The sequence below is a fragment of the Psychrobacter sp. CX97 genome (assembly GCF_057396285.1).
Genome location: NZ_JBXYJE010000005.1, coordinates 85,345 through 101,952, shown reverse-complemented (window position 1 = coordinate 101,952; position 16,608 = coordinate 85,345). Strand labels below are relative to the sequence as shown.

Genomic DNA, 16,608 nt, shown 5'->3' with positions numbered 1-16,608 from the left:
ACATTAACACCTCAACTGTTTAGCACGTTACTGATTATAGCGCTGAAGTTAATCGGTGCATCAATGCTTCAGCCGATTCATCTCGAACTCGGTTGACCCCTTGTCCTGCCCATAGTGACAAATACTCACTATTACCAAGTTTGCCCGCATTGGCTCGCATAGGCTTTGTCATGGCATTTAACTGCGGATAAGGTGGCAAAGCATGATCGTTATCATATTCAGCATAACGAGTTAAATACTCATTTACTAACCCTCGTGCTGGTTTGCCTGAAAACAGACGGGTTAAACGAGTGATGTTTTCTCTTTTAGCTTGCGCCACTTTTAATAGTTCTGCTTTATAGGTTGGGCTAATACCACTCTCATGGGTGGTTAAAAATGCCGTACCCAACTGTGCCATCTGGGCGCCAGCAGTTTGTACCGCTTTGATGTCTTGACCTGTCATTATGCCACCTGCGGCAATCATTGGAATGTCAGTGATAGCTTTAGTTTGACTAATTAAAGTCAGTAGACCGAGTGGGTCTAGCTCGCTTGCATCAAGCCAACCGCCTCGATGTCCGCCTGCCTCAACGCCTTGTACACATACCGCATCTGCACCGATATCTGCCCATGCTTTGGCTTCTAGCGGATGGTTTACCGTTCCGACAACCTTTGTACCGACCTGATGCAAGGCGTCTATCTGATCCTGACTGATAATGCCAAAGGTAAAACTTGCCACAGGCACAGGGTTGTCTTGCAATACTTGCAATTGTGCACCAAAGGACTGCGCTGGCGTGTCGGGTAACGCTAACTCTGTCCCTTGCTCATCGTAATAGGCTTGTAGCCAGTCGGGTATTGAGCTATCAAAGCTACTTGATTCTGATTCACTTAATACCATCAGGTTAACCGCAAAAGGCTTGTCAGTTAACGCTTTAATCTGATTGATTTGCTCATGTAGTGTATCGGGCGCTGTCATCCCTGCGCCAAGGCTACCGAGTCCGCCAAAATTACTGACGGCTGAGATTAGCTCAGGTGTGGTGGCTCCGCCTGCCATTGGCGCTTGCACGATGGGGTAGGTTAAATTTAGGGTAGTTAGTAGATTATTGGTGCTCATAATCCCTCCGCTGGTTATGTGGGCGAGTGATTTAGCCTAGCGTTTATGTGTTTTAGTATTTGCTTGGCTAAAGCACCAGCCTTATCGTTGTTTGCTATAAAATACTTTAGCAGAGATTGAGTTTTTAGAGGGGAATGGTGTGTATTTAGTTGGTGAATGGAAGCTTTGGTTATAACTGTAAGCGCATTATTGAGTGCTTTAACTCATTAAGAAGAAAGGCTAAAGAGTCATAATGAAAGTTTTTTCTCTTAAAGACTAAAAGGTATTAGAACACAACAACTATATATAAACTATTTAGAGATGCTATATGGAAAGCCAAGCAATTGAATATAAGTCTGATATTCCTAAAAAAACGAATCAGTTAAAAGCTTAAATAGTTTCTTTTCTTAACTCAAATAACGGCGTTATTTATCTTGGTGTCGATGATGATGGCAATCTTATTCCTAATAAAAAGAATGAGTTTAAGAAATGGGAGTTATTGATTAGCGATTGGGTAAATAGTGCTTTTAACACCTCTGTTCATGAATTAGTTGAAATAAAGGTGACAGATGAGAGTTTTTTGATTTATATCAAAAAAGGTGACAAACCACCTTACTATTATAAAGACGGTCAAGGTTTTAATCCGAAAGGTATTTATATTCGTGTCGGGAGTAGTAAGCGCCGAGCAAACGATGATGAAGTTCGACGTATGGATATTCCTAATCAAATGGTCGTCTATTCCTAAATTTACAAGCTCACTTGTTATTGAAGATAGTGGACAGTTAATTTACCATTTCATGTTCGAATGCGTCTTGTCTATTTTGATTAGTCCCATTACATCAGTTTATTTAAAGTGGTCTATTACTTAGTTATAGGTAGCACTTGGATGGTTCTGATAGGCTATAACCGTTTCTTCATCTCATTAATGACTGTCTGCACTCGATTGGGCAGCAAGAGATCTCTCCTTGTAGCTAGATATAGTGTCTCACTAATCGGTGTCGTTAGATGATGGATTCTAATTAGCTCAGGCTTTTGAAATGCTGCCACCGCATACGCTGGTAATACCGTAAAGCCTAACCCTCTACTAACTGGCTCTAGAATTAACCCTATTTGATTAGAGAAACCTTTTTGCTCAAAGTCATTGCTATGCTGAAATTCAGGAAAATTTGCACTAAGTAGCGCACTGGCATGATATAAACCGTCAGGATGATTGATAAAGCCAAGCCCTTTTAAGGTCTGCCAGCTTGGTTCATCAACCTTAACAGGCGTTATTAATAATAACTCCTCATTAGCAATAGGAATACAGCTTATCGTCTCTAGTGCTGAGATAGCTGTCATAAGCCCGATGTCAACCTCATGCTTTATAAGCGCACCCTCAATATCATTATTAGGTGCAAATCGATAATCAATGATGAGTTTAGGGTGCTGTAGTTGTAGTTCTAAAAGCTGTGGATATAGCTTGAGTCCTACGCTTCCTGGTGACATTAATCGCACTATCCCCTCAAAGGCTGGATCTTCTCCAATACGCTGTTCTAAGCGTGATAAGCGCTGTAATATATCTTCGGCTTCTTGATAAAGCTGCGTACCCGCATGTGTCAACGAAAACTTTTTGCCTTGACGAATAAGTAAGTCCATATTTAACTGACTTTCTAGCTTACTAATATGCTGACTGACTCCGGACTGAGTCATATGCAGGCGCTCAGCGGTACGTGTGAAATGACCAACTTCAACAAGCGTGCAAAAGGTACGTAGCCATGTAGTATTTATCATTACAATATATTATCATTTTTATAATATATAATAATTTTACATGATTATTACCTATTTGTATACTGACTCCACGTTAAACAAAGAGCACATCAAACAGGAGTACTAATAATGAATAACGTTTATCCAAGAAGCTTTTCACACATCGGTCTTTCAGTTCCTGACTTAGATGCGGCTGTGAAATTCTACACAGAAGTGATGGGTTGGTATACCATTATGGAACCCACTGAGATTGTCGAAGATGATAGTGCCATTGGTGAAATGTGTACCGAAGTATTTGGTGCTGGTTGGGGAAGTTTCCGTATTGCTCACCTATCTACTGGTGATCGCATCGGTGTCGAGATATTCGAATTTAAGAACCAAGAAGATCCTGAAAATAATTTTGAATACTGGAAAACAGGTATTTTTCACTTCTGTGTTCAAGATCCTAATGTCGAAGAACTGGCTGAGCGAATGGTTGCAGCAGGCGGTAAAAAGCGTATGGAAAAACCACGGTATTACTACCCTGGTGAAAAGCCATACCGTATGATTTATATGGAAGATCCGTTTGGTAATATCGTTGAGATTTATAGCCACAGCTATGAGCTTATCTATAGCGAAGGGGCATACTAAAATAAGTTTTGGTTGGTTGAATACTAGGTAATAGTAATATATATAATTACTATTACCTAGCTTAGAAACATATTTTAGTATTTCTGTCTACTTTGCTTTAACTAGCACCATAAAAATTTTGAGAAGATCATTATTCCACCTAATCTCAACTGTCATAATTTTGGGCATAGACTTGATCGATCTATTCTGAAGAAATCTTATGAATAAACTTGGTAAACCAACGACTGGATAATAAGAATACATCCTAAAGTACACTGTAAGTACTTTAGGATGTAAAGCCATTGATAGTATTGACCTACAGCCAGATATTCAAGTCCACACTAGGGACTTGAATCTTCGCCAAACACACTGAGACTATTTTATTCACTCAAACTATTGGAGCTACTAGACCAAATATCTAAACGTCCATTTTGAAGGAGAATGAGTGCTCCCGAAAGGCAGTATTTTCCAACGTATGTTAAAAGCGCAAGTTGCGGATGAATTTGATAGCCAGCCTATTATTAATGAGAAGACACTTACTTTTCAATATTTAAAAGATAAGTTGTCAGAGTCTGATATTGAGTTTGATGAAAGTGGACTAAGACTACTTAGTGCCAATAGACAATATAATAATAATGCTCTATTACTTAGTGACCAAAACCCTTTTTATATCAAAATAGCCGTTATTGATGGTTTGGATATGGCATCTGATTTTTTGGCTAAAAAAGAGTTTAATGGCTCTCTTATTAAACAAATTGATATGACACTGGAGTACATATCCCTATTAAATGATAAAAAAGTATCCTTTACAGGTGCTCCTGCAAGATTTGAGTACGAAGGCTATCCTTCTAAAGCCGTTAGGGAGGCAGTCATAAACGCATACGCTCATCGAGACTATTGTTTATCAGCAGATATCAAAGTTGAAATTTATGATGATAGAATGGAAGTATTTTCAGCAGGTGGGATTCCTGATGGTTTAAGTATATCAGATATTAAAAAAGGTATCAGTGCACGCAGAAATCCCAGCATCGTTCATGTATTAGATAAAATAAAATATATAGAAAACTTTGCAACAGGCATTAGACGAATTCTTGCCAGTTATAAAGATTTTGAAAAAGAACCTGAGTTTGTCGTTACCCCTAATCAATTCATGGTCATTTTATATAATAGGCACTATGCTGAAAATGATATCGTTCAAGAAAGCCCGCAAAGTAACATTTGGAAGGATAGTCTTAGCAATGGAGAACAGTTTGAATTAGGGTTTATTAATTCTGATATAAAAGCCGTTAATGAGAAAAATCAACAAGCTCACATTTCAGAACCTAGTCTTGACTCAAAAGACGAAAAAATCATTAAATTATTAAAATTAAATAAAGAGCTTTCACGTAAGGAAATTCAAGAATATATTAAGGAGGGTAGAAGTAAGACGCATCAAAGGTTATCTAAATTAATAGAACTTGGTCTTATACATAAGAAAGGACAGAGTAGAGCCGTTGTTTATTTCTTATCGAGTGTCGATAAAAACTAAGTAAAAAAAAGACGCAAATGGACGCAAATTGTCGATAACTCCACCCTTGAGGAGCGGTTTAGCCTTGACAGCAGCGGTATCCTACTGGTTTGAGCGAGTTGCGGTGGCTAAGGATGAGGGGATGTCGAGGTAACAGCAACGACTCATCTTGTGTCACCGCCTCGCTCACATCAGTAGATACAAGCTAATGGCGAGATTGGCTACTCAGTCAACTCATCTAATTTTCAACTCAAATTCACTAATAATCTCCCATCCAAAGCCACTTATAGTTAACCACTTGAATCTATATGATTTCTTTGATGAGTTTTGTCATCAAAGTGTTATTTAGGCTTCATTGGCTTGTCATTTATTCTCCATATTATGACAAGGCTTACCTAGCTTAGTCTTATTTACCTTGATTTTTATCTTGATACCCGACCTTGGAGCACATCATGACACCCTCTTTAAATGCAGGCGATATCGCTATTATTGGTATTAACTCAGACAATCCTGATCAAGTTAGTTTTGTCGCATTAATAGATTTAAGTAAAGATACTGAAATTAAATTTACTGATAATGGTGTGACCAGCACAGGTGCATTTAGAGCTAACGAGGGCAGCTGGATATGGACAGCCGATCAGCACATTTCTGCGGGTAGTATTATCACATTGACTAATGATGGTGGCGTTGTTGCCTCATTAGGTACAGTGGCAAGCAAAGGTAACTTAGCCTTATCCGCAAGTGGTGATCAGGTCATTGCTTATCAGGGCGACGATACAGCCCCTAATTTTATATATGCTGTTAATTTAGAAGGGTCAGACTGGCAAGAAGATGCCACGAGCTCAAATACATCTGCATTACCTACGGGTCTTGAAGTTGGCAAAACAGCAGTCGCCATTGCAGAGGTAGATAATGCCGTGTATCAAGGCACAACCACTGCCTCTAAAGAGGAACTGCTAGCTGCGATAAGTAATCCAGATAATTGGCAAGGCGACAACAGCACTGGATTTGCTCAACCTACGGGCAGCTTTACCTTAGAAGGCGCTGCACTAGATACAACAGCACCTACTTTGGTTTCTGCCAATCCCGCTGATAATGACAGCGAACTTGCTGCAAGTAGTGATATCACGCTGACATTTGATGAGGTTATCCAGACGGGTAGTGGCAATATCACAATCAAAGACGCAAACGGCAATGTGGTTGAAACCTTTGATGTTGCTCTAAGCGATCGCATTAGCGTGGCTGGTAATACGCTAACCATCGATCCAACGAGCGACCTTGAGGCAGACGCGTCTTATCAATTAAGCATTGATGACACCGCCATTACTGACATTGCAGGCAATGCATGGGCCGTTAATTTCGGCGATACCACACCCAACACCCTTGATTTTACGACATCAACATCAGTGCCTCAACCTACCGATTACACACTCATCCATGACATTCAGGGTGTGGGCAATGATGGCTCGCAGGCGTATCTGGGTCATGAAGTGACTATCAATGCTATTGTGACGGCTTATGTGCCCGGCCTTAAAGGATTTTATGTACAAGAGCAAGCGACCGATTATGATGTGAATGAGGCAACGTCGGAAGGCATCTTTGTTTATTATGGTTCTAATAATCCTGGTGTGATGATGGCGAGTATTGGCGATACGGTCACGCTATCGGGCCTTGTTAACGAGTATTATAACAATACCCAAATTAATTATACGCAAGGGTTTACCGTTACCAATGACGGTACAGTGAATGATCTACCTGAGCCAACCACCATCACTCTCCCCACTAGCGACAGCTTTGACTTCGAAACCGTTGAGGGCATGTATGTCAACATTAAGTCTGGGACAGACAATGGCAGCTTAGTGGTTACTGAAACCTACAATTTAGGACGATATGGCGAAGTGGTTCTAACCTCAGATGACGTTCAAGTACAATATACAGAAATCAATAAACCGGATGTTGAGGGTAATCAGAATTATCTTGAAGCCTTAGCGCGTGACCGCATCATTATCGAAGATGCCAGCACTGTGCAAAATCCTGACACGGTTATTTTTGGTAGAAATGGCGAGCCGTTATCAGACACCAATATTCTAAGAGGTGGCGATAGCGTTGCAGAAGTAAATGGGGTGGTTAACTACTCATTCGGTAACTACAAGATTCAACCAATTGATGGTAAAGGTTATAACTTTACTGGTGAAGATAGACCAACTGCTGAAGACTTACATGCCAAAATTGGTGATGCTGAAGTAACAGTGGCTTCTGCCAACGTACTCAACTTCTTTACCACCTTTGGCAATTCAAAGTTTGAAACCCCTTATGGCAATGAGCAGTCTAGCCGCGGCGCAGATAATCTTGAAGAGTATAGCCGTCAACTGGACAAATTAGTGTCTATGATTGAAGGGTTAGATGCCGATGTGGTTGGTTTGATGGAAATTCAAAACAATGGCTATGGCGAAGACAGCGCTATCAAAGCATTTGTCGATGCTATTAATGCAAAAATGGGCGCAAATACTTATGACTATATCAAAGGCCCATTTAACAGTAGCACCGAAGCCACAGCAGGCACTGAACCTACAGCAGGCGATGACGCCATTATGGTAGGTATGATTTATAAGCCTGCTAACGTGACCCCAGTTGGTTCGGCTGCGGTGCCAGATACTGACGCATACCCTGCCTTTGATAATGGCAACCGTGTACCGTTAGCGCAAGCTTTTAAAGCAAACGCAGATGGCGAGCAATTTAGTGTAGTCGTGAATCATTTTAAATCAAAAGGTAGTGTCATTGATCCAGACCAACAAGACGGCCAAGGTAATAACCCGATCACTCGTTTAGAGGCTGCCCAGCAGCTTAAAAAATGGATGGATACGGATCCAACTGGCACAGGCGACACAGATAATGTACTGATTGGCGATTTTAACTCATACAGTATGGAAGACTCCTTACAGTATCTGGAAAACAATGGTTACGATATCCAAAAAGAGGGCTACTCTTATGTATTTAAAGGCGTATGGGGGTCACTCGATCATATTATTACCAGCGACTCGTTGAGTAATCAAATTACTGGTGTGGCAACTTGGGGCATCAATGCAGAGGAAGCAACCGCCTTTGACTATGATACAAGCTTTAAGAGTGATGGACAGAAACAGTTATATACCCCAGATGCTTATCGAGCCAGTGATCACAACCCAGTATTAATTGGGCTTAACTTAAATCAAAATGAAGTCGTTAATACCGCGCCAGAAGTAAACGAGATCATTGCCGATCAAGTCGCTACGGTAGATGAGACGTTTGAATTGGTTTTGACTGATAGTTTGTTTACTGACAGGGATGGCGACGAGCTCACTTATAGTGTCACGCTTGCGGATGGCAGCTATTTACCTGAGTGGTTAAGCTTTGATGCCACCTCGAATACCTTATCAGGTATTGCCCCACAAGGTAAAGACATAGCCATTAAGGTAATCGCAACGGATCCAAGCGGTGCACAAGCTGAACAATTATTTGATTTAATAAGCAATGCACGTCCGCAAGTGAATCAAGCTATAAGCCCTGTACAGTATATATCTGCTTCAGACAATGATTGGCAATATGACTTACCACAAAATGCCTTTACTGATGCTGATGGCGATGCGTTAACCTATCAAGTTAGCATGGCAGATGGTAGTGAGGTGCCAACGGGTATCCGTATTGATGCTAATACTGGCGAATTAAATGCTGATGCAACTCAGCTAGCGGCGCAAAACCATAATCAATCAGCGGTTTATGATATTCAAATTACCGCGACAGATGCTTATGGTGCCCAAGTTAGCAGTGCTACGCAGCTGGTCGTTAGTCACTCTGTTATTGAGGCTGATGCAGGCAAAACCAAAGGCACTTGGTGTGATGATATTATCGTCGCCCAAGATGATGCGTCGCACAGAATCTATGGCCTATTTGGTGACGATATTCTGTTCGGTGGCAATGGTAAAGATAGCCTTATTGGTGGTCTAGGAGATGATGAACTGTTCGGACAGGGTGGCAATGATTATCTATCTGGAGGTATCGGTGCTGATGTCTTAACTGGTGGAGCGGGTAATGATTGCCTTAAAGGTGGGATTGGTGATGACACTTATGTCTTCTCTAGAGGCGATGGCAACGATGTTATTAAAGATTGGTCTGGTAACGACACGCTTGATTTAACCAGCTTTAGCTTATCCGATTTAGTGGTCGATCTACAAGGTTGTAATTTAGTGATAGAGTTTGATGGTCAGCAGGACAATGTTAATGACAGTGTTACCATTCAAAAATGGAATGCGCCAAGCTTTGGCGGTTATTTCCATATTGAAACGATACAACTGGCTGATGCCGTATTAACCGATGATCAGCTAACAGCGATGATTGGTTAGTCATAAAATATAGTTGGCGAACTACTAAGTCGTTATGGCGTGACTCTCCCTAGATGTACTATTTGTATTCTCTGCGGCCGAGTGCCTTGTCACGTTTTAGAGTTCTTTTACCATAACCATCTAATCAGTTTATGAGTGGCTGTTTAAATGGGCCAGTTAAAAACCCGCTGAAGTTATGCTTCAGCGGGTTTTTACTTTGATCGGTGGATATAGTTGGAGGCATATAAATGAGTGACAAGGCAACTAAGTGCAAAGCAACTAAGTGCAAGGCCTATTGTAGTAGGCTCAATGAGGGTAACGTCGCTTTATTAAGCCTATGATTCTTCATTAAGCCTATGACTATTTATTAATCCTATGACTATAAATTAACCTTTAGGTGGCCACGGTCTATCAGTTTCACTCTCAATCCATTCCGCCACATAACCGGTGGGGGGCATTTTCCAATCAGGCTTACCTAACGCATCTAGTACCTTTTGGGTTTCAATGACTCGGCCGCCTTTAGTAATACCCGTGCGCAATAAAGCCGTTGAACACGGCTTGCCTTTTACCCACATCGACTGTTCGACATAAATCCAGCGTTCATCAATGGCGGCAATATGCGTCTTAATAGTCACTAAGTCAAAAGGACGAATACGCTTGCGGTATTGTATGGTACTGCCTGCTACCACCAATCCCCAACGCTTTTGTAGCAACTTCTTACCCAGTCCAGAGCGGATGGCAAAGTCAGTACGGCCAAAGTCGTATAAGGTAAAGACGCGTCCATTGTTCATTTCAATAAAATTATCGATATCCGTTAGACTACAGCGGATTTGAATCTCTGCTGAGTCTTCAAGGTTAATGGTATGGCCCTTAGTCGTGGCAACAATCGATTTTACGATAGTTTTGCTATAACGATAAAACGGATACATAAAAGAGTCTCAACATAGAATTAGGCTTTCAATTATGCTTAAAACAAAGTGTCTTGCAAAGTGGTAGACGTGTCTCAGCCGTCATAAATACCGTCTATGGCAATATAGTCTGTATCAATATAGTCTGTGTCAATATCGGCTGTTTCAAGATAATTCGCTCTGGGGTTGAGCTTCCTGAATCTACGACTTGTACTATTTCGGTTTTTAGCAAAAATATGTGAGTTCAACGGTTCTATAGTCAAAGTAACTGTTAACGGTAATATTGAATGATAACGCGGAACGAAAATACTAAATGGTAATTGAAAAGGGCACACGGCTATCGGGTTAAACTCACTTGCTGTCCCTGATTTTGAAAATCCGTGTTATTAGTTATCAGGCATGTTTATCAGTGCATGTTTGCCAGTAACTCTTTTAGTTTATGGAAACTATCATAATCATAATTGTCATCAGCATAAAGGTTAGAGCGGTTTAGCCTTGACGGCAGCGGATATCCTGACGACGACAATGGTGCTGCTGACGGTTACACTGGTAGTGGTCGCTCGGCCAGATGGAACGCTACCAGTTACTGTAGTCAGCACGCCATTGACTAGGCAGATAGTAGCGAACGGCGAGATTAGCTCCGCATTCTAATTGTTACATATTGTGAGGAGTGTATCAGTATAAGTGTATCAGTATAAAAGTATGACAGCGTGATAGGAGCGCTTAAAGCTGTTTAAAAAAGTTCATAGAGGCTTCAGGCATCCAGTTTGAGTTGAACTTTTTATTGTGCCACGTCATAAAGCCAATATGCCCGCCATGTTTGGTTTCACACAATATGACATCATCTGAAACATCGCCACTGGTAGGCATGATGCCAATAAAGGGGTCATCCAACGCAGTGATTATCATGGTAGGTTTAGTAATACCGAGCAAATGCGGTAGGGCGGACGCTTTGGTATAGTAGTCATTTTTTGAGCGGTAGCCATGGCGAGGTGCGGTAAAAGCCTCGTCGAATTCGCTGAGGCGGCGGCTGGCTTTAATGGCTTGAAGCTCTGCATCGGTTAATGTATATTCCATGGCTTTAGTCACAATGGGGTTGAGCAAATAGGGCGTATAGACACGGCGACCAAGGAGTCTGTCTAGAGCAACAGAAGAAGATGCTAAATCGAGCGGTGCAGATATAATGCTGGCGGCAATACACAAGGCATCGTCGCCATATTCGCCCATATATTTTGCCAATACACTACCGCCAAGCGAGGTGCCAATCGCATATATAGACTCATATCGTTTGTTCAAATACTGTAGAGAGTGATGAACTTCAAGCGTATCGCCTGCGTCATAGAATACTTGGCCATTGACACGAGTGCCACCACAGCTACGAAAATGAGCCACAACGAAGTGCCACCCTTGCGCGTGTACATAGTGTGCTAAGGTACGCGCATAATGACTTTGGCTACTGCCTTCCATCCCATGAAATAAGACCACTAAAGGGGTTTTGTAGCGTTCTCCCTCTGCTGGTATTGGTTCATTGACATCATGAAAGTCGTAAGCTACTTCACTCTCGTTTAACGAGTCGAGGGTCAGTGCACGCCGATAGGGGGGTGCATCTGGCATGGTAAACTTAGGTAAGATGGTTTGTAGATGTGGGTTAGCAAGCCAAACCGGTGGCTTAAATGGGGTAAGGTTGAAGGCATCGTTATTTAAAACGTGGGTAAAAATCTTCTTCTTTGGCTTAATCATATGGCTTTTTGTATCAATGTGAGAGTTGAGTGTACGTATTACATTCGGTATGCAAAGTCGGTGTAGATTAAGCAATATGATACCTACTATGTGTGACAAAACCAATAGTTTTAGTGTACAAATGATTACTGAGCTTTGGAAAGACAGTCAAAAAACAGTAAAAGAGGGGTGGTATGCCCTTTATTAGTGCTCCTCGTTATGGTTCTTTAATCACTCTACCGTACATGCCTAACCGCTCTTTTAGAGTTTCTATGTCGCTTTCAGCCAAGGTAGCTGTTAGCATAACCACCTTACTATAATGAACCGCATTAACTTTGCCCTTCATATCTTCAACCACATAGCGCACTTGCGACTCATTAGCGAAATCTGCTTCAATTTTCAGGGTGGTCATCGCTACAAAAGGCGTTAGTCCATTCTTACTCATCGCTTCATCAACTGCTGATTGGGCCGCTCCCGCGTAAGCACGTGTTAATCCGCCTGCACCTAGTTTTATACCGCCAAAATAGCGAACGACGATAATGATGATATTACCGATGTTTTTATGTTGCAGTACATTGAGTATGGGTCGCCCAGCAGTACCATTAGGTTCGCCATCATCGTCGAACCCTGCACTAGTGGTATTATTCGGATCGCCAATAATGTATGCCCAACAGTGATGACGAGCATCGGGATATTTGTTGCGTAGCTGTTCCACGTGAAACATAGCTTGCTCACGCGTAGGGGCAGGATAGGCATAGGCGATAAACTCAGACTTTTTAATGTCAAGTCGGGCGGTAACAGGCTTGGCTAAGGTTTGATAGGTCATGAGCGTTTCAAATGAATAGTTTTAAATAGATTTTCAGAGAAAAAGAAATGGTTGTTATAAACTGGTATAACCTAGTTGCCTAATTAAACCTAGCTGTCTAATTGAATAAGTTAAACAAACACGTGGCCTAATTAGGGTGCATGAATAAAGGCGACAACCAAGTTGAATGACCCAGCAACAAAGCTATCGCTTTGTACAGGTATTGCTATGGTAAACTTGCAATAACTAATTATCTAATTTTATAACCTTAAAATAAACCCAAAGGATAGCACATATGCGTTTAGACAAATTTATCAGTAAAGCCACAGGGCTATCACGTAAAGAGGCCAAAAAAGTGCTTCATGCCAGTGAAATTACTGTGAATGACGACATCGTGAAAGATGGTAGCTTGCATGTTGATGAGTTAAATGATGAGGTCATGTGGGTGGGCGAATCACTGTCCGTCGCCACAGGCAATCGCTATATTTTATTGTATAAACCTGAAGGCTTCGAGTGTACGCTGAAGCCGAAAGAATATCCTATTGTGACCGAGCTGATTGCCATACCAGAGCTTGATACATTACGTATTGCAGGGCGTTTGGATGTTGATACCACAGGGGCGCTGATTTTAAGTGATGATGGCAGCTGGCTACACCGAGTGACTAGCCCAAAGCATCAGCATGAAAAAGTATATGAACTGACCTTAGCAAGCCCGATGGACGAAAACGAGCAAGCCAATGCCACTGCTAAAGTAGCCAAGGGAATTTTACTGGAGGGCGACCATGAGCCTACCAAACCAGCAACACTATCGTTTATTGATGAGACCCATGCCCGTTTAATTTTAACGGAAGGCAAATACCATCAAGTGAAACGTATGATGGGTTATTTTGGGAATAGAGTGATTGAGCTGCATCGATCCAGTATTGGTGGTATTACTCTAGAAGGTTTGGAGAAGGGTGACAGTCGTTTTTTAACAGAGGAAGAAGTCGCTAGTTTTTAGCAGTGCTATTTAGCCGTGCTGTATTGCTATTTGTCAGTGCTATATTGCTATTTAGTTAACAATACCTTGCCCTCCTGTGACTCTTAAAACCTATAACCCTGCAATATAACAAGGGAATAAGCGATTCACATGCTTGATTGAAATGCTGATAGCATCGCTGTTTTATATAATATGATATATCAAATCATAGGGCAGGGTTAACCTGTGCTTCAAGTATAACTATGCATGGTTGAGAGAAAACTTAAACGATTCAAATTATTAGAATTACGTTTACTATAAAAAAGTCACATTTATAAGCGTTCTCAACCAAACAGTCGCTTACCAAAAAGCGGCTCTCAATATCATGCTTCTTTTAACAAAAAAAACCTTAGCAAAAAAACCTTAGCAAAAAAACCTTAGCAAAAAAACCTTAGCAAAAAAACTTTAGAGAGTGATGTGGGTAAGATTGATGCGCTATGCTTTGCCTAATGCTTTTTTAGACTTGGTTATTGATATGAATTATTAAGACACTCTTGCAGGCAAAGCAATACGATGCACGTAAAGCAGTGCGCCTAAAACTATGCGCCTAAAACTATGTACGCAAACAGACAAGCTCTATACAAATAATTTGAAAGGATAAGCAATGAGGAAAGAGTTTTGCAAACAGTCCATACCTAAGTCTATCAATAGATCCATAAACCGCTCGACAAGCCCCTCAACAAACAGAATGATAAGCAAATCATTAAACACGGCTATTATCTCAATCAAACAATGCAAGTTAACCGTACTCTTAGTCTGTGCTGTATCAAGCGTGGTAGCTATACCCATTCCAGTCAATGCTGCGTCGTCCTCAACCAGTGCCAACGACTCAACCCAGCACATCAAGGCGTTTAATCAAACGCTTAACCAAGCACCTAGTCACGCTCAAGTCGCTGACCAAGTATCCAGTCAAGCCATTCATACAGTCACTGGTATTGAAGCGGCAGATAGCCATCATAATGAAACAGAGAAAAATAAAGAGAAAAATAAAACAGAGCAAATAAAAGATCTTAGCGCACTAACAAAACAGCGCTTACTAAATACCTTACAACAGGCAGGTATCAAGCAGCCAATTCGCTCAATTGAGCCATCACCGCTGCCCTCCATGTATCAAGTAACACTGGTGGGTAGAGATAGTCCGCCCTTACATATTACCGCTGATGGAAAATATGTACTGCAAGGGGTGCTACACTCAAATCCAAGCCCTAAAGTATCGACGCCCCCCAATGAGCCTACTAGTGCAACCAAAAGTGGCATGCCAGTAAGCCCTGTCCTGAGAGCTTCTATACTGAATAATTCGAAAATGCTAAAACATCTGTCACCTGACGTGCCCTTATATTATACGGCTGTTCCGGGTGTGATTTGGGGGACTACCTTGCAAGGTCAGCCTTTTATAACAACGAAATACGCAGACGTGTTTACCGATAGCGAAATATCCGTGATTGAGGATGGGCGCTTTATGGGGCTTGACGCAGAGTTTGAAAAACAAAAAAACCGCTATATATTCTCTCAGTTAGATGAAAAAGAGCTGATTGAATACTCTGCCTCTACTAAAGAGCGTGCTATTGTCTATGTAGCAACAGATGTGAACTGCCCTTATTGCCGTGTACTACATAAAGAAATAGCCAAGATTAACGCCCAAGGCATTACGATAAAAGTGATTGGTTTTCCAGTGTACGCAGAGTCGTCAGAGCAGATGCGCCAAATCTGGTGTGAAACAGATGAGAGGGCGCGAAAAATGGCACTGGATGTGGCAATGAATGGCATCTTACAAAAAGGTAAGTCGAAGTGTCGTCACGATCAAAATCCACTCTATACGAATCAAGTCTTAGCAGCAGGGCTTGCTGTATTTGCGACTCCTGCCATATACCGTACAGATGGCGTTATGTATGATCGTGCTTATGATCAAGATGCCTTTTTGACGTTTTTAGGTCTTAAACCTCTTTAATTCCTATAGACAATTAAGTTAAGTCAGTTGAGCAAACAGCATATGAGGCTCAAAGCGCAACGCTTTGAGTCTTTATTTATCTAAGTAAAGTAGCTTATATTAAGTAGCTTATATTAAGTAGCCCGTATCAAGTAGCCTTTTCGACTATCAACTTTTAAAGCTAGGAAGCAACCTGCAGATAATGTCTTTTGAGCTAGTGGTATTTAGGGTAGCTCAATATCAACAATCTTCCAGTCAATAAGCCCTTGGCGCTGCATATATATGGTAATGGGATAGCCCTTAACCATGCCTGAAATGGTAAAGCAGTTAATTCCGCAATAGCTTAGCTTAGGTTTGGCACTATCCTCTCCTGTTTGAACGTGTGTCGTCAGCTCTTCGGTTTGTTTTTCCATCATGATATTAATTTGATTTTTCACTACGGAGTTTACATCGCCACGCTGAGCAATCATATCTTGGATCAGGTTTTGTAGATTTACTTTATTACTGGCAATGGCCCACGCAGCAGCCAGCTCTTTGCTAGCCGCATTCGCTTGCCCTTGGGTAGCAATCAAATGGCTGATGTTGTCAGCAGTCACTGCCTTATTAACAGACCCCGTAATAAACTCATCTGCCGCTTGGGTAAGCGCTGTACCGCCCAGTTGTTCTACCAAAGGATACTGCGATAAGGTATTGGCAAATTTATGGGATAATTGAGCTTGGATATTGGGCTGTAGCTGGGTAAAGTCAATATGACTCACGAGTGCTATGCCATCTTTAGCATCATAGGCCTTCTTTAATTGATAGGCCGTGTAATAAGGAGAGCCTATAAATACGACAATAGCAATCAATAGGATAAAAATAAGGAATTTTTTCATAAAATAGAGACTAATCAAATGAGGTAAGGGACAAGATAGTCTAATTTTATCATGTCTGCTTGAT

The 16,608-nt window shown here is 41.4% G+C and carries 12 protein-coding genes; 6 read left to right on the top strand and 6 right to left on the bottom strand.

All coding sequences use genetic code 11. The annotated features are described in order from the left end of the window. Positions 1-34 precede the first annotated feature (34 nt). On the bottom strand, positions 35-1,090 hold the full coding sequence (locus tag AC2SLL_RS05600; RefSeq protein WP_486530700.1) for an NAD(P)H-dependent flavin oxidoreductase: 1,056 nt from the start codon (positions 1,088-1,090) through the stop codon (positions 35-37). A gap of 373 nt (positions 1,091-1,463) precedes the next feature. On the opposite strand from AC2SLL_RS05600, the gene AC2SLL_RS05595 reads away from it, so the two are divergent. Next, positions 1,464-1,814 carry an AlbA family DNA-binding domain-containing protein gene (locus AC2SLL_RS05595; protein ID WP_486530789.1) on the top strand — a complete coding sequence of 117 codons (351 nt, stop codon included), beginning with the start codon at positions 1,464-1,466 and terminating at the stop codon, positions 1,812-1,814. A 155-nt stretch (positions 1,815-1,969) separates the two neighbouring features. Here the strand turns inward: AC2SLL_RS05595 and AC2SLL_RS05590 are convergent, their stop codons facing one another. Then, the gene (locus AC2SLL_RS05590; protein ID WP_486530699.1) at positions 1,970-2,839 is read right to left on the bottom strand and encodes a LysR family transcriptional regulator; all 870 of its coding nucleotides are present in this window, start codon (positions 2,837-2,839) and stop codon (positions 1,970-1,972) included. 108 nt (positions 2,840-2,947) lie between these two features. Between AC2SLL_RS05590 and AC2SLL_RS05585 the strand changes: the two genes are divergently transcribed. From AC2SLL_RS05585 to AC2SLL_RS05575, 3 genes are all read left to right on the top strand, one after another. Next, positions 2,948-3,448 carry a lactoylglutathione lyase family protein gene (locus tag AC2SLL_RS05585; protein ID WP_114700921.1) on the top strand — a complete coding sequence of 167 codons (501 nt, stop codon included), beginning with the start codon at positions 2,948-2,950 and terminating at the stop codon, positions 3,446-3,448. Positions 3,449-3,872: 424 nt separating this feature from the next. Continuing rightward, positions 3,873-4,955, top strand: a complete 1,083-nt coding sequence (locus tag AC2SLL_RS05580) for an ATP-binding protein (RefSeq protein ID WP_486530698.1) — start codon at positions 3,873-3,875, stop codon at positions 4,953-4,955. Between the two features lie 431 nt (positions 4,956-5,386). Then, positions 5,387-9,313, top strand: a complete 3,927-nt coding sequence (locus AC2SLL_RS05575) for an ExeM/NucH family extracellular endonuclease (protein ID WP_486530697.1) — start codon at positions 5,387-5,389, stop codon at positions 9,311-9,313. Between the two features lie 365 nt (positions 9,314-9,678). Here the strand turns inward: AC2SLL_RS05575 and AC2SLL_RS05570 are convergent, their stop codons facing one another. The 3 genes from AC2SLL_RS05570 to AC2SLL_RS05560 form a co-directional block, all read right to left on the bottom strand. Beyond that, positions 9,679-10,221, bottom strand: coding sequence for an acyl-CoA thioesterase (locus AC2SLL_RS05570; protein WP_486530696.1), 543 nt, complete (start codon positions 10,219-10,221; stop codon positions 9,679-9,681). Between the two features lie 702 nt (positions 10,222-10,923). Beyond that, entirely contained in the window at positions 10,924-11,940 is a 1,017-nt protein-coding gene (locus AC2SLL_RS05565) for a YheT family hydrolase (RefSeq protein WP_486530695.1), read from the bottom strand. 196 nt (positions 11,941-12,136) lie between these two features. Beyond that, positions 12,137-12,745: a YigZ family protein gene (locus AC2SLL_RS05560; RefSeq protein WP_486530694.1), complete on the bottom strand. Its 609-nt coding sequence runs from the start codon at positions 12,743-12,745 to the stop codon at positions 12,137-12,139. 274 nt (positions 12,746-13,019) lie between these two features. On the opposite strand from AC2SLL_RS05560, the gene AC2SLL_RS05555 reads away from it, so the two are divergent. Beyond that, complete coding sequence (locus AC2SLL_RS05555) at positions 13,020-13,724, top strand: pseudouridine synthase (RefSeq protein WP_486530693.1); 705 nt, start codon at positions 13,020-13,022, stop codon at positions 13,722-13,724. 622 nt (positions 13,725-14,346) lie between these two features. Then, positions 14,347-15,690, top strand: coding sequence for a thioredoxin fold domain-containing protein (locus AC2SLL_RS05550; protein WP_486530692.1), 1,344 nt, complete (start codon positions 14,347-14,349; stop codon positions 15,688-15,690). 203 nt (positions 15,691-15,893) lie between these two features. Here AC2SLL_RS05550 and AC2SLL_RS05545 read toward each other — a convergent pair whose 3' ends face one another. Continuing rightward, positions 15,894-16,544 (bottom strand): DUF2939 domain-containing protein, encoded by a 651-nt coding sequence (locus AC2SLL_RS05545; RefSeq protein ID WP_486530691.1) that lies wholly within the window; start codon positions 16,542-16,544, stop codon positions 15,894-15,896. Positions 16,545-16,608: the final 64 nt, after the last annotated feature.

Bases quoted from the DNA above. Each gene is read 5' to 3' on its own strand.
- AC2SLL_RS05565 (WP_486530695.1), bottom strand. From the start codon at position 11,940: ATGATTAAGCCAAAGAAGAAGATTTTTACCCACGTTTTAAATAACGAT.
- AC2SLL_RS05560 (WP_486530694.1), bottom strand. From the start codon at position 12,745: ATGACCTATCAAACCTTAGCCAAGCCTGTTACCGCCCGACTTGACATT.
- AC2SLL_RS05545 (WP_486530691.1), bottom strand. From the start codon at position 16,544: ATGAAAAAATTCCTTATTTTTATCCTATTGATTGCTATTGTCGTATTT.
- AC2SLL_RS05550 (WP_486530692.1), top strand. From the start codon at position 14,347: ATGAGGAAAGAGTTTTGCAAACAGTCCATACCTAAGTCTATCAATAGA.
- AC2SLL_RS05585 (WP_114700921.1), top strand. From the start codon at position 2,948: ATGAATAACGTTTATCCAAGAAGCTTTTCACACATCGGTCTTTCAGTT.
- AC2SLL_RS05555 (WP_486530693.1), top strand. From the start codon at position 13,020: ATGCGTTTAGACAAATTTATCAGTAAAGCCACAGGGCTATCACGTAAA.
- AC2SLL_RS05570 (WP_486530696.1), bottom strand. From the start codon at position 10,221: ATGTATCCGTTTTATCGTTATAGCAAAACTATCGTAAAATCGATTGTT.
- AC2SLL_RS05600 (WP_486530700.1), bottom strand. From the start codon at position 1,090: ATGAGCACCAATAATCTACTAACTACCCTAAATTTAACCTACCCCATC.
- AC2SLL_RS05575 (WP_486530697.1), top strand. From the start codon at position 5,387: ATGACACCCTCTTTAAATGCAGGCGATATCGCTATTATTGGTATTAAC.
- AC2SLL_RS05590 (WP_486530699.1), bottom strand. From the start codon at position 2,839: ATGATAAATACTACATGGCTACGTACCTTTTGCACGCTTGTTGAAGTT.